Raw genomic sequence first — 13,845 nt, 5'->3', positions numbered from 1 at the left:
CCAAATAATTGTTCCTCCTTATCTCTTCCGATTTCTACGGGACTCACAAAAGGACTCACGAATTCTATTGAATTCTTCTGGGTTTTCATCTAATTCCTTCAGTTTCTCTCGTAAGAATTGAAGTGCAAATTCGGAAAATTTATGTGTTTTGCTACTCTCTGATGTTGTAATCTCAAGATGGTATTTATTAGCCTCTTTCATCTTGTAATACCAGATTAAAGCATATAGATCTTGTCTATCAATCTTAAGTTTTTTAGCCATTTGTTTTTGTATATAAGGATGCGTATCATCAGGATTTCCCTCTGGCACCGGAACTTCTTCCGCTAGGTCAATATTTCCGGTCACTTTAATTACAGGAATACCTTCTGTCTCGTTAAAGCTACCTTCCTTGATGAATTTTGCCTTTTTCAGTACTTTAGCAACTAATTTTCGATCAAAGGCAATGTCAACTCCATATGGGGTTGAAAATTTGCTGTCCGAATAGTTCACAATGCCAAGCTTAGTTGTACCGCTTGCTTTGATTGCCTCGAGAAGCTTTAGAAGTCGTTCACGCTCTTTGGTAGTATGTTCGTCGATAATATGTCGCATTTCTGCATATTTAATTTTTTCATTGCGTGCGCGGTAACGATAATAAATATCTCCACTGGAAATCTTTTCCCCGCTATTTGCTTTCAATGCAATGATTGGTTTATCTTCCGATTTTTCGGTATAAATCCATCCGATTTTTTTCTGCATTACAGTTTCTTCTCCTTCGATAGGTTTCAACTGCAATGTGTTACATTCATACTCAATTGCGGGAGCAAATAAAGAATTTATCGCTTCTGTAAATTGCTCTTGATTGAGATTCTCGAAATTATTATTCTGCAACCCTTTGATTGTCCGAGGGCTATCTGTGACACCGAAAATGATGTAGCCTCCTCGATTATTAGAAAAAGCCGCCATAGTCTTTGCGTACTTAGGAGTATTTGCTTTGTTGAATGCTTCTTTGAATTCAACAGTAGTACTCTCTCGGCTCTTTAATGTGCCGGAAGCTGTAAGAGAAGACAAAAGTTTTCGCACTTCTTCTTCATGATTCAATTACGATACCTCCGTTTTATTTTTTAATTGTTTCAGCTTTGCATTCATCTCCACCCGCCGGTTGAGCTGCTTTTCCCGGCGGATTTTGTTTTCGAGCGCGTCGATCTGTTTCTCGAGCCGGCGTCGCCGCGTTTCCCGTTCCACGGAACGTTTCAGGCTTTCGGCGGCGTCGCGTCCCCGGCGCAGGGCGTTGCCGGCGATTTGGCGGACAAAGTTCTCGTAGACGGCGTCGAGGTCGAGACCTTCGATTTTCAGGGAAAAGTCGTCTTCGCGCAGCCAGTCCGTGTGATAACAGTTCTCGACTTTAAAGGCGACGCGTCCGGCGGCCGCCGGCTCTTTGTAGGAAATCCAGAGTTGGTGCCGTTCCCCGTACTCGAGCGCGAAAACGATGTGGTAGGGGATCTCGCGGTCGATCTGCCGCAGGAGTTCTTCGTTCAGCGCGCCGCCGCTCAGTTCGATCTCGAACACTTCCACTTCCGTCACGGTCGCGCCGGCGGCGACGTTGACCGTTGCCGCCGCGATTTTGTTGCGCCAATAAACGTTCCTGATCTGTTCGATAAAGTCCCGTTTCAGGGCGGGGGAAATCGGGATCTTCTCGTAAAATTTCCGCTTGGGGATTCGTTTATCGACCGCAGTTGTCCTGGGCAAGCCAAACAAAGGTCTTCCTCCTTATCTGACCACAAGGAAGCATACCAGCTCGAAGTCGTCGAGTCCCGATATTTCGGATTCGAGCGCGGACGTTCCGCCCGCCGCGAACAGGCTGTCGATATCGCTCTCTTCCCTGGTCTGGATGACGGACTGGATGGCGTCGTTGAGCAGCTTCGATATGGAATCCATTTTACGGCCGTCGTCGGTTTGGGCGTTGAACTGGGCGCAAAGCTTGCGGTCGGGCTGGGAACGGTCTTTGCAGAGGAGGCGCATGGCGTCGAGCAGGCGTTTGGGGTTGAGGTAGTCGCAGACGACCCGGCCGTCGGCGCCGATATAGACCATGTAGAACGGATGGAGCTGGTTGCGGCGCCCTGCGTTGACGCTTTCGTCGACGTTGCGCAGCACGAAGACGGCGCCGGCGGGCAGTCCGTCCCGCGCGGCGGCGAGGGCGTGCAGGCCGTGCGGCGCGTTCTCTATGCCGGAATTGCTTTTCATGTATTCGAGCAGGTCGAGGCGGAATTCGTTCAGTCCCAAGTCCATGATGGAGACGCCGCTCTGCATGTCTTCGATGTCGACGACTTCTTCCTGCAGGCGCTTGAGCTGGCGGCTGCGATATTCGAGATCCTGTTTTTCGTCGTTGACGGGATCGTCGGCGGAATCGCCGGTGGACGACATGACGGTCAGGCGCATGCGGGCTTCGACGCGGGCCTTGAGGTTGATGTACTCGTCGAGGTTCAGATCGGGCCAGAAGTTGACGAGCTGGACTCGGTCGTTACGGCTGCCGATGCGGTCGACGCGTCCGAAGCGTTGGATGATGCGCACGGGGTTCCAGTGGATGTCGTAGTTGATCACGTAATCGCAGTCCTGTAAATTTTGGCCTTCGGAGATACAGTCGGTGGCGATAAGGACGTCGATGTCGCCGGGGCTGTCCGGCATGAGCAGATCGCGTTCTTTGGAGCGCGGCGAGAAACAGGACAGCGCGTGGTTGAGGTCGGCCCGAAGGCCGGGAAGGTTGGAACGGCCTTCGGTGCTGCCGGTGATCTCGGCGGCGTACAGCCCGTATGCGCCGCGCACGTACTCGCTGACCTGATCGTAAAGGTAGTCGGCGGTATCGGCGAACGCGGTGAAGATAAGGATCTTGCGGTTGCCGGGATTGATGGGACGGGCCATTTTCTCGTCGATCTGGGCGAAAAGCGCCTGTAGTTTGAGGTCGTGTTCCGGCGTGATTTTTTTGGTCATTGCGGCCAGATCGCGCAGGATCACGAGGTCGCTTTCCATGTCGCGGCTCCAGGAAACGTAATCCATATCGCCGAGGTCGATCTGGGCGGTGCGCCCGGCGGTGAAGTAGTCGGTGTTTTCGTCGTCGGCGTCGAGTCCGCCGGCAGGCGAGGCTTCGAAAAGGCGGCGCGTGCCGCAGCCTCCGCCGCTTTCCTGAAAGCGCTGTACGGCGACGATCTGCTCGCCGATAGCGTCCATGATTTTGCTGAGGGTCATGTGGAAGGAGTTGACGGAGCTTTCCAGGCGCTTCAGCAGGTTGATGGCCATGAGGCGGCGAATTCCTTTTTCGCGCCCGAGCTGCGAGAGGCCTTCGTTCTTTTCCTGATACAGTCGCGCGTATTTTTCGCGCTGCGAGGGATGGATGTAGTTCGAGGGAATGTAAACGGCGAGGTTGAGCAGTTCGAGGCGCTTGTAAATCTCTTCGTAAGCGATGCCGGGCAGGTCGGTGAGGCCGGGGCGGCGGCTGACGGGCTTGAGCCGGACGGGAAAGCGGCCGATGGCGGCGGTGTCGTAATATTTCTGGATATGCTTGCGCGAGCGGGCGATAGTGACGCTGTCGAGCAGCTTGAAGAAGTCGAAATCGAGGCGGTTGAGCAGGCTTTGCACGCTGCGCTCTTCGGCGGGGAGCTGTCCCCATTCGTTGTAGGCTTTCTGCGCGGCGTTGAAGATCTGGTCGATCGGTTTGCCCGTATCGAGTTTTGCGTCGATCTGGTCGGGATCGCCTTCGTAGGCGAGGGCAAGCTGGTTGCGCAGATCGGCGAAACGGTTGTTGACGGGGGTGGCGGAGAGCATCAGCACTTTGGTGCGCACGCCGGCGCGGATGACGCGATTCATCAGGCGCAGGTAGCGGTTTTCTTTTTCTTCGGTCGTGGAGCCGCCGTTGCGGAAGTTGTGGCTCTCGTCAATGACGAGCAGATCATAGTTGCCCCAGTTGAGGCGTTCCAGATCGATGCCGTTGCTGCGGCCGCGGTCGCGCGACAGGTCGGTGTGGTACAACACGTCGTAGCGCAGGCGGTCGGCGGCGACGGGATTGTTTTTGTAGTTGCTCTTGTAAGTCTCCCAGTTGGCGGAAAGTTTTTTGGGGCAGAGGACGAGCACGTTTTTGTTGCGGTTTTCGTAGTACTTGATCACGGCCAGGGCGGTAAACGTCTTGCCCAGTCCGACGCTGTCGGCGAGGATGCAGCCGTTGTATTTTTCCAGTTTGCTGACGACGCCGAGCGCGGCGTCTTTCTGGAAGTTGAAGAGCAGATTCCATATCTGACTCTGTTTGAAGCCGGTAGCTTCGTTGGGCAGGCTATCCACGTTGGAGATATCGTCGAGAAATTCGCTGAACAGATTGTAGAGAGCGTAAAAATAGATGAATTCGGGCGAGTTTTCGCGGTAGGCGGCGGACATGGCGTCGATGACGACGCCGGTGACGTCCTGGAGCCTGGCGGGATCGTTCCATAAGGCGTCGAAGGTTTGGCGGTACGGCCGGGCGTTTTCCGGCGAGTCGAGTTTGGCGATCAGATTGAAAGCGTCATTGCCGCGCTCGCAGCCCAGATCGACGGTAGTGAAGCCGTTGAGCGGCGCGTAAACGGTTTCGCCGGCGATCATAAAGCCGGGCATGCGCGTTTGAGTGGCGTTGGACTTGAAGGTCGCTTTCCTCCTGATCCAATCGGCGCACTCTTTGGCGATCGCTTTTTGCGTCAGTTCGTTGCGCAGCTTGATCTCGAACTCGGAGCCGTACAGGCTGCGCTCGCGGTCGCGGCGGGGAATGTAAAATTCGCGCAGGGCGGCGGGCGTTTTTTCGGCGATAAACGTCGGCTCGGTGAAAATAAAGCGCAGCTCGCTGATTTCGTCCAGCCGTTTTTTCAGTTCTTGCCACGCGTACATGGAAAAGCATCCGGCGGCGATGGAAATTTTTTCATGTTTTTTGATCGTGCGTTCCAAATCGTTCTTCAAAGTTGAGTTGACGTTATCGATAATAATCGCCATGCGCGAACGCTCCCGTCTGCTATAATTTTAATATCCGTAATGAATGCGCGTTTATTGGTTATGTATTATTATAGACGCAAAATCGACCGCCGCAAGCGTAAAATCGGGATAATCGCAACGGCGGCAAAAATGGGAAACGAAAGGAGTCTCGCCATGAAAGCTCTGTCCGTTCGCCAGCCGTACGCGTGGTTTATCGAGAGCGGGGAAAAGGAGGTGGAATATCGCACGTGGAAGACAGATTACCGGGGCGATCTGCTGATCTGCGCTTCGACGAACCGCGAGCCGGGGATCGTCGAGGAGTTCGGGGTCGAAGGCATGAAACAGTGTCCTGCCGGCGTGGCCGTCTGTGTGGCAACGCTGGCGGACATCCAGCCGACGGAGGGGATCTGGGGCTGGATTTTGAAAAATCCGCGGCCGGTTGAATATTTTCCCGTCAAGGGGAAGCTGCACCTGTTTGAGGTCGACGACGGGCTGATCCGTTTTTCGGCGCGGCGCTGCAAAACGCCGACGGAACTGGAGCAGGAACCGGAGTTTGACTAGCCGCGCGGCGCGCCGTCGCGCGCGAGTTTCGAGCGGGGAAAGGATTTTCGCAAATGGCCAAGTCGCTTATGATTCAGGGGACCATGTCGGGCGTGGGCAAGAGTCTGCTCGTCGCCGGGCTGTGCCGCGTCTTCCGGCAGGACGGGCTGCGCGTGGCGCCGTTCAAGTCGCAGAACATGGCGCTTAACTCGTTCATCACCCGCGAGGGACTGGAGATCGGCCGCGCCCAGGCCGTGCAGGCCGAGGCCTGCGGCCTCGAACCCAGTTACGCGATGAACCCGGTGCTGCTCAAACCCACCAGCGACAAGGGCTCGCAGGTGATCGTCAACGGCGAAGTCTACGGCAACTACACGGCCGAAGGGTATTACGCCATGAAGCACGCGCTCTGGCCCTGCGTGCTCGACGCGTACCGAAAGCTGGACGCCGAGTACGACCTGATCGTCGTGGAGGGGGCCGGCAGCCCCGCGGAGATCAACCTGAAAGCCGACGACTTCGTCAACATGGGGCTGGCGAAGCGCCTCGGCATCCCCGTGCTGCTGGCCGGCGACATCGACCGCGGCGGCGTCTTCGCCCAGCTCGTGGGCACGCTGGCGCTGCTGGAACCGGAAGAGCGCGCGCTCGTCAAGGCGACGATCGTCAACAAGTTCCGCGGCGACCTGAAGCTGCTTCTGCCCGGTCTGAAGCAGCTGGAAGAACTGACGGGCCGTCCCGTGGCGGGCGTGGTGCCCTGGACGCCGCTCGACATCGACGACGAAGACAGCCTCAGCGACCGGCTCGGCCAGCGCCGCGCCGCATCTCCGCTCGACGTGGCCGTGATCCGCCTGCCGCGCCTCTCCAACTTTTCCGACTTTTCGGCGCTTGACGCAGCCGACGGCGTGGGCGTGCGCTACGTGGAAAACGTTCGCGCCCTCGGCGCCCCCGACCTCGTCATTCTCCCCGGCACGAAGAACACCATCGGCGACATGAAATGGCTGCGCGCCTCCGGCCTGGAAGCCGCCGTGAAGAAGCTGGCCGCGTCCGGCGCGCCCGTGATCGGCATCTGCGGCGGCTACCAGATGCTGGGGCGCGAGATCGTCGACGAAGAGGGCGTGGAAGGCGGCGGTTCGATCGCCGGCATGGGATTGCTGCCGGTCGTCACGCGCTTTCGGCCCGAAAAGCGCCGCACGCGCACGACAGCCCGCGCGGGCTCCGTAAAAGGCGTTTTCGCCGCGCTGAGCGGTGCCGAATTCGAAGGCTACGAAATCCACTGCGGCACGACCTGCCGCGACGACGGCGCGGAGCCGCTGCTCCGGCTTGAAAACGGCGCGCCCGACGGCTGCCAGCGCGGCAGCGTGTACGGCTGTTACCTGCACGGCTTTTTCGACAGCGAAGCCTGCCGCCGCGCCGTACTCGGCGCGCTGGCCCGTCGTAAGGGGGTGACGCTCGACGCGCGTCCGTTCGACTGGAAGGCGTACAAGGAGCGGCAGTACGACACGCTGGCTCAGACCCTGCGCGAGCATCTCGACATGGCCCTGATCCGCCGCCTCGTCGACCGCGAGGCGTAGCGCGCCGGCGAAACGGACGCCTTCGAAAATGTTCCACGTGGAACATTTTTCACCGAACATGGCATGAGTCGTTGCAAAAACACGATTCAATCGATCTGCCGCGCCGCGCTCGAAAAAGCGGATTCCGCGCCGGAGCGACTGTGCCCGGCGTCATTTATGGGAGGTCACGATCGTGAAAAACATCGATGAACTGAACGTGAACGTTTTCGAACTTTTCAACAAGGACTGGGCGTTGCTGGCGGCCGGATCGATCGGCGATTACAACGCCATGACCATCGGCTGGGGGCAGCTGGGCACGCTGTGGAACAAGAACGTCGTCACGGTCTTCGTCAAGCCCGTGCGCTGCACGCACGGCTTCATGGACGCAAACGAATATTTCACCGTCGGCTTCTATCCCCAAGAATACCGCCGCGACCTGACGATCCTCGGCTCCAAATCGGGGCGCGACGGCGATAAAATCGCGCTGACCCGCCTGACGCCGCGGGCGGTCGTACACGGCGTCACCTTCGCCCAGGCCGAACTGACGCTGATCTGCAAAAAAATCTACCGCCACGACATGGAACTGGCGAACATCCCCGCCGACGCGGCCAAAGCTTATTACGCCGAAGAAGCTCCCCACACGATTTACATCGGCGAAGTCGTCGGTTTCGTCGAGAGTTAAACGATCGTCTGCCGACGGTGCGGTGGGAAACTGAAAAATAGAGACGTTCGCGAAAGCCGCGTCCGGATTTTCACCGCGCGTTCTGAAGGGCTTGCCGCAGTGCGATCGCCCCTTCAGGACGCGCCGGGGCACGACGCCGCCGCGGAAGATTTTGAAGCGACGGCGATTATTTCGGAAAAGAAACGGAGTGTGTATGACGTGACACATATCTTCAAAGACCGCACGGCGACGCCTGAGGTGGAACGATGAACCTGTTTTCCCCGGCGGAAGTCGTCGCCAATTACGCCGCGGCGGGAGCTGCGAAAACTCGTCTGCCTGTCTGGAAGATCTTGCTGCTGGGCATGCTGGCGGGGTTCTGCATCGCCATAGCGGCTGCGGCGGCAAACGTAATTTCGCACGGCGCCGGCGCAGCCGCATCGGTTCGCCTGTTGTCGGGACTGGTCTTCCCTTTTGGCCTGATCATGGTGGTCCTGCTGGGCGCGGAGTTGTTCACAGGCAACTGCCTGATCTCCATCGCCGTGCTTGACGGCACGGCGACCGTCGGCAGCATGGTGCGCAACTGGGGCTGCGCCTACGTCGGGAACTTCGTCGGCGCGGCGCTGACCGCCGCCGCGGGCGTTTATGCAGGACAGCTGCATTACTCCGACGGCGGACTGGCGCTGTTCACGATGAAACTCGCGACCGCGAAGTGCGCGCTGGATTTTGTCCCGGCCGTGCTGCTGGGAGCGCTGTGCAATATCCTTGTCTGTGCGGCCGTGCTGTTGGCCCTTTCCGGCAAAGACCTGTGCGGGCGCGCCGCGGGCGCGTACTTTCCCATAGCGTTTTTCGTCATGTGCGGTTTCGAACACAGCGTGGCGAACATGTTCTACGTCCCCGCCGCTCTGTTCGCAAAGAACGTGCCGCTGTACGCGCAGAAGGCGGCGGAGGCCGGCCTTGACCTGAGCGGACTGACGTGGAAAAATTTCCTCGCCGGCAATCTCCTGCCCGTGACGCTGGGCAACATCGTCGGCGGCGTGCTGTTCGGCGCGCTGATGTGGGGCTGCTTCGCGAAAAAGAAAGCGTGAACCGAATCGGGGAAATGAAAAAAGCTTCAACCGAACGCGAACGTTCGGTTGAAGCTTTTTTGTTGTCGCGGGAATCACACGTCCAGATTGTGCACTTCATGGGCGTGCTCTTCGATGAACTGGCGGCGCGGCTCGACGCGGTCGCCCATGAGGATGTCGAAGTACTGGTCGGCGCCGGCCAGGTCGTCCAGCTCGATCTGCTTGAGCAGGCGCGTGGCGGGGTCCATCGTCGTCTCCCAGAGCTGGCCGGGATTCATCTCGCCCAGGCCCTTGTAGCGCTGCACGGCGGCTTTTTTGCCGTCGGCCGCAAGTCCGTCCATGACTTTGCGCAGCTCCTTGTCGCTGTAGAGGTAGTCGACTTTCTTGCCGACCTGCACGCGATAGAGCGGCGGCACGGCCAGATAGATATGGCCTTTTTCGATCAGCTCGCGCATGTGGCGGAAGAAGAACGTCAGCAGCAGCGTGCTGATGTGGGCGCCGTCGACGTCGGCGTCGGTCATGATGATGATCTTGTTGTAGCGCAGCTTGCCGATGTCGAAGTCCTCGCCGATACCGCAGCCGAGCGCCTGGATGATGACGCGGATCTCCTTGCTGCCGAGCATCTTGTCCATGCGCGCCTTCTCGACGTTGAGGATCTTGCCGCGCAGGGGCAGGATGGCCTGGAACTTGCGGTCGCGCCCCTGCTTGGCGCTGCCGCCGGCCGAGTCTCCCTCGACGATGTAGACCTCGCAGTTCTCGGCGGTGCGGCTGGAACAGTCGGCCAGCTTGCCCGGCAGCGAAAGGCCGCTCATCGCCGATTTGCGCACGAGCTCGCGGGCCTTCTTGGCGGCTTCGCGGGCCTGGCGGGCCTTGATGGCTTTTTCGATGATCGGCTTGATCACCGACGGATCCTCTTCGAGCTCCTGCAGGATGCCGTCGTAGAGAATCGAATCGACGATGCCCTTGACGTTGCCGTTGCCCAGCTTGGTCTTGGTCTGCCCTTCGAACTGGGGATTGCCCAGCTTGACGGAAAGCACGCAGGTCAGCCCCTCGCGCAGGTCGTCGCCGGAGAGGTTTTCGTCCTTTTCCTTGAGCACGCCGGCGCGGCGGGCCCCCTCGTTGATGCCGCGCGTGATGGCGCTGCGCAGGCCGGCCACGTGAGTTCCGCCCTCGATCGTATTGATCAGGTTGGCGAACGAGTAAAGCCGCTCGATGTACTCGTCGGTGTACTGAAAGCCGACTTCCACCGCCACGCCGTCCTTTTCGCCGCGGATGACGATCGGTTTGGGCGTCAACGTCTGCTTGCCCTGATTGATGTAGGCGACGAACTCCGAGACGCCGCCTTCATAATGATACGTCCAGGTCTTGCCTTCGGCCTCGTCGACGAAGACGAACTTGAGCCCGGGGATCAGGAAGGCCATTTCGCGGAAGCGGTTGCCCAGCGTTTCGGCCGAAAAGGTCACCTCGTCGAAAATCTCCGCGTCGGGCCTGAACGTCACCGTCGTGCCGCGCTTCGCCGTCGGGGTGCCGCCGGTCAGGCCGGAAACGGGCGTGCCGCGCTCGAAACGTTCGTGCCATTCCCTGCCGTCGCGGTAGACCGTTACCTCCAGCCATTCGGAAAGCGCGTTCACGACCGAGACGCCGACGCCGTGCAGCCCGCCGGAAATCTTGTAATTGTGGTTGTCGAACTTGCCGCCCGCGTGCAGCACCGTCAGCACCACCTCGAGGGCGGGACGCCCGTTGGAAGGATGCGGATCCACGGGGATGCCGCGGCCGTTGTCGGACACGCTGACGCTCTGGTCGGCGTGCAGCGTCACCGCGATCTCCGAGCAAAAGCCGGCCAGCGCTTCGTCGACCGCGTTGTCGACCACCTCGTACACGCAGTGGTGAAGGCCCCTCGTCGTCGTGTCGCCGATGTACATGCCCGGCCGCTTGCGGACGGGGTCGAGACCTTCCAGAATCTGTATGTCTTCGGCTGTGTACTGAGTGCTCATGAACCATTGACCTCCTGTGAACGGGGAAGCTCCACATGCCGCGCTCCCCTCATCAATTCCCGATAACGCCGCCTCAGCGTCACCGGACGGAATCCCGTCACGCCGGTGTGCCCGTCGCCGTAATAAACCGTGGTGCGCCCTTCGTCGTGGACCAGCGCGACGACGTTCTCGAGGAAAATGCAGTCCTCGCCTTCGATGGGAATGAACATGCCGGGCCTCCTTCCAACGCCGCGCGGGCAGATTTATGGAACCAGAACCAATCTATTATAGCAGAAAAAACGACGAAGCTTCGGCCTCGGCGCACCTTTTGAGCAAACTTGGGAGGGGAAATGCCGGCGCCGGAGGCCGCTTTTTGGGATCTTCATTCCCTTGCGAAAACCAGGATACATGTTTTGATTTTGCAGCACGGCGTGATATAGTAAGCTCACGGTCATCCGTTCAACATGAAGAGGGGGTCATGTCATGGATAAGATCAGACTGGGGAGAACAGGGCTGATGGTCAGCGCCTGCGGATTCGGCGCGCTGCCGATTCAGCGCATCCCGCTGAAGGACGCGGCCTATCTGCTGCGCAAGGCGTACGATCACGGCATCAACTATTTCGACACCGCCAACGCTTACAGCGACAGCGAGGAGAAGATCGGCGCCGCCCTGGCGGACGTGCGCGGTAAGATCGTCATCTCCACCAAGAGCGGCGGCAAAGATTACCAGACCGTGCTGGAGCATATCCAGCTCAGCCTGAAGCGCATGAAGACCGATTATATCGACCTCATTCAGCTGCACAATCCCTCGACGCTGCCCGATCCCGACGATCCGAACGGCGCCTACGCCGCCTGCGTGGAGGCGAAGAAACGCGGCTACGTGCGCTTTATCGGCATCACCAATCACGGCCGCGAGCGCGCCCGTGCCGCCGTGCTGTCGGGACGGTACGACACGCTCCAGTTCCCGCTCACCTGCATCGCGCCGCAGGAAGACATCGACCTGGCCTGCCTGGCGCACGAGCGCGACATGGGCTTCATCGCCATGAAGGGGATGGCCGGCGGCCTGATCGCGCACGCCGAGGCGGCTTTCGTGTTCATGAAGAAACATCCGTTCGTGGTGCCCATCTGGGGCGTACAGCGCGAGAGCGAGCTCGATCAATTTCTGGAGCTGGAGAAAAATCCGCCGCGCTTCGAGGATTGGGCGGACGAGATCGAAAAAGAGCGCCGCGAGCTGTCCGGCAACTTCTGCCACGGGTGCGGCTACTGTCAGCCCTGCGCCGCCGGCATCGAGATCCAGACTGCCGCGCGCATGAGCCTGCTCCTGCGCCGGTCGCCGGTGCCGCCGCTGATGTCCGAAAAGACCGACGCCATGATGATGCGCATCGAACAGTGCCTGCACTGCAACGCCTGCAAGAGCCGCTGCCCTTACGGCCTCGACACGCCCACGCTGTTGGCGGAAAACCTGGCCGACTACAAAAGCTTCCGCGCCGGCTGGCTGGCCGCCAAAGCGGAGGGGGCGAAAGCCTGAACTCCCGCGGCGCACGCCGAGGGGACGCGCTCCCGCGCTGCACGGCTGACGCTATTTCTTAATGAGCGAGGGAGATCCGCGAAGCGAGCCGCGCTGTGCGGATTTTCCTCGGGGGTTTGGAGAACGTTCGCCGCTCGAGTCAGGAACAAGTATTATCAATTCGGCGGCGCGGCTTTGAGCGGAGCGGTGAGACGAAATGGACGGGGAAAACAGACAAATCATCGAGGGCGTGATCTGGAAGCAGCTGCTGGTCTTTTTCTTCCCGATCCTGCTGGGGACGTTCTTTCAGCAGCTGTACAACACCGTCGACGCCATCATCGTCGGCCGTTTCCTGGGCAAGGAGGCGCTGGCCGCCGTGGGCGGCCCTTCGGGCTATCTGGTCAACCTGCTGCTGGGGTTCTTCATCGGCCTCTGTTCGGGGGCCACGGTGGTGATCGCACAGTTTTTCGGCGCCGGCGACGCCGAGCACGCCTCACGGGCCGTACACACGTCGATGGCGCTGTCGATCGCGGCGGGCGCGGCGATGTCGCTGGTCGGCGCCTTCCTGGCGGAGCCGGCGCTGACGGCGATGGACACGCCGCCGGAGGTGCTGCCTCATGCCGTGAGCTATCTGCGGATCTATTTCGGCGGGATCCTGTTCATGTTCGTCTACAACATGGGAGCCGCCGTGCTGCGCGCCAAAGGCGATTCCAAGCGTCCCTTTTACCTGCTCGTGCTGGCCACGATCGTCAACATCGCGGGCGATATCGTCTTCGTCGTTCATTGGGGCTGGGGCGTGGCGGGCGCGGCGTACGCCACGGTCCTGTCGCAGCTGGCCAGCGCCGCGGGCGTATGGATCTTTTTGGCGCGCGAAGCGGGGGCTTTCCGGCTTCGTTTGCGCGGACTCCTCCGTCCCGATCGGGTGATCCTCGGCAGCGTCGTCCGCATCGGGTTGCCTTCGGGGCTTCAGTCGACGATGTATTCGCTCTCCAATATCGTCATCCAGTCGACGGTCAACGGCTTCGGCGTCGACACCGTGGCGGCCTGGACGGTGTGCGGCAAGGTCGACCGGATGTACTGGCTGATCATCAACGCGCTCGGCGTGGCCGTGTCGACGTTTTCCGGACAGAATTTCGGCGCCCGCAAATATGACCGCGTCCTGCGCAGCATCGGCGTGAGCGCGGCACTGGGGACGGCGCTCTCGCTGTTTTTCGGCGCGGTTTTCGTGACCTGGGGCGCGCCGCTGTACGGGATCTTTACCGACGATCCCGCCGTGATCTCCATCGGCATGGAGATCATCTGGCTCATCGCGCCCTGGTACTTTGCCTACGTGCCCGTGGGCACGCTGGCGAGCGGCATGCGCGGTACCGGCGATGCCATCGTGCCCACGGCGATGACGGCGCTGGGCATCTGCGGCTTCCGCCTGCTCTGGATCTGGTTTGTGGTGCCGTTCAGCCACAGCGTCCGCACCGTTTTCATCGGCTATCCGGTCAGCTGGGCGCTGACGTCCGTCTTCTTCCTGCTCTACCACCGGAAAGGGAACTGGATGCAGCGCAGCATTCTCCGCGCCGGGCACAAGACGGCGCAAAATACGTAAA

At 59.7% G+C, this 13,845-nt stretch carries 11 protein-coding genes; 6 read left to right on the top strand and 5 right to left on the bottom strand.

From position 1 onward, the window contains the following. Positions 1-18 precede the first annotated feature (18 nt). The 3 genes from B0D78_RS01645 to B0D78_RS01635 are packed head-to-tail and all read right to left on the bottom strand — an operon-like array spanning position 19 to position 4,980. Entirely contained in the window at positions 19-1,077 is a 1,059-nt protein-coding gene (locus B0D78_RS01645) for an RNA-binding domain-containing protein (RefSeq protein ID WP_078015249.1), read from the bottom strand. Further along, the gene (locus B0D78_RS01640) at positions 1,078-1,725 is read right to left on the bottom strand and encodes a DUF4391 domain-containing protein (protein WP_205948242.1); all 648 of its coding nucleotides are present in this window, start codon (positions 1,723-1,725) and stop codon (positions 1,078-1,080) included. Between the two features lie 21 nt (positions 1,726-1,746). Further along, positions 1,747-4,980, bottom strand: coding sequence for a helicase-related protein (locus B0D78_RS01635; RefSeq protein WP_078015247.1), 3,234 nt, complete (start codon positions 4,978-4,980; stop codon positions 1,747-1,749). Positions 4,981-5,133: 153 nt separating this feature from the next. On the opposite strand from B0D78_RS01635, the gene B0D78_RS01630 reads away from it, so the two are divergent. The 4 genes from B0D78_RS01630 (at position 5,134) to B0D78_RS01615 (ending at position 8,789) form a co-directional block, all read left to right on the top strand. Beyond that, positions 5,134-5,520 (top strand): ASCH domain-containing protein, encoded by a 387-nt coding sequence (locus B0D78_RS01630; RefSeq protein ID WP_158606306.1) that lies wholly within the window; start codon positions 5,134-5,136, stop codon positions 5,518-5,520. A 53-nt stretch (positions 5,521-5,573) separates the two neighbouring features. Continuing rightward, the gene (locus B0D78_RS01625) at positions 5,574-7,064 is read left to right on the top strand and encodes a cobyric acid synthase (RefSeq protein ID WP_078015245.1); all 1,491 of its coding nucleotides are present in this window, start codon (positions 5,574-5,576) and stop codon (positions 7,062-7,064) included. A 172-nt stretch (positions 7,065-7,236) separates the two neighbouring features. Beyond that, positions 7,237-7,725: a flavin reductase gene (locus B0D78_RS01620; protein WP_233543495.1), complete on the top strand. Its 489-nt coding sequence runs from the start codon at positions 7,237-7,239 to the stop codon at positions 7,723-7,725. A 245-nt stretch (positions 7,726-7,970) separates the two neighbouring features. Next, complete coding sequence (locus B0D78_RS01615; RefSeq protein WP_078015243.1) at positions 7,971-8,789, top strand: formate/nitrite transporter family protein; 819 nt, start codon at positions 7,971-7,973, stop codon at positions 8,787-8,789. A gap of 74 nt (positions 8,790-8,863) precedes the next feature. Here the strand turns inward: B0D78_RS01615 and gyrB are convergent, their stop codons facing one another. Together gyrB and B0D78_RS01605 are read right to left on the bottom strand one after the other, a co-directional pair. Continuing rightward, positions 8,864-10,762, bottom strand: coding sequence for a DNA topoisomerase (ATP-hydrolyzing) subunit B (gene gyrB / locus B0D78_RS01610; RefSeq protein ID WP_078015242.1), 1,899 nt, complete (start codon positions 10,760-10,762; stop codon positions 8,864-8,866). After that, positions 10,759-10,971 (bottom strand): hypothetical protein, encoded by a 213-nt coding sequence (locus tag B0D78_RS01605; protein WP_078015241.1) that lies wholly within the window; start codon positions 10,969-10,971, stop codon positions 10,759-10,761. The genes gyrB and B0D78_RS01605 overlap by 4 nt, the downstream gene beginning before the upstream one ends. Positions 10,972-11,224: 253 nt before the next feature. Between B0D78_RS01605 and B0D78_RS01600 the strand changes: the two genes are divergently transcribed. Beyond that, on the top strand, positions 11,225-12,268 hold the full coding sequence (locus B0D78_RS01600; RefSeq protein ID WP_078015240.1) for an aldo/keto reductase: 1,044 nt from the start codon (positions 11,225-11,227) through the stop codon (positions 12,266-12,268). A 196-nt stretch (positions 12,269-12,464) separates the two neighbouring features. After that, positions 12,465-13,844: an MATE family efflux transporter gene (locus B0D78_RS01595; protein ID WP_078015239.1), complete on the top strand. Its 1,380-nt coding sequence runs from the start codon at positions 12,465-12,467 to the stop codon at positions 13,842-13,844. The last annotated feature ends 1 nt before the right edge of the window (position 13,845 follow it).

Source organism: Pyramidobacter sp. C12-8 (genome assembly GCF_002007215.1).
In the GTDB taxonomy this organism is placed as follows: domain Bacteria; phylum Synergistota; class Synergistia; order Synergistales; family Dethiosulfovibrionaceae; genus Pyramidobacter.
This window is presented reverse-complemented; position numbering and strand designations above follow the sequence as displayed.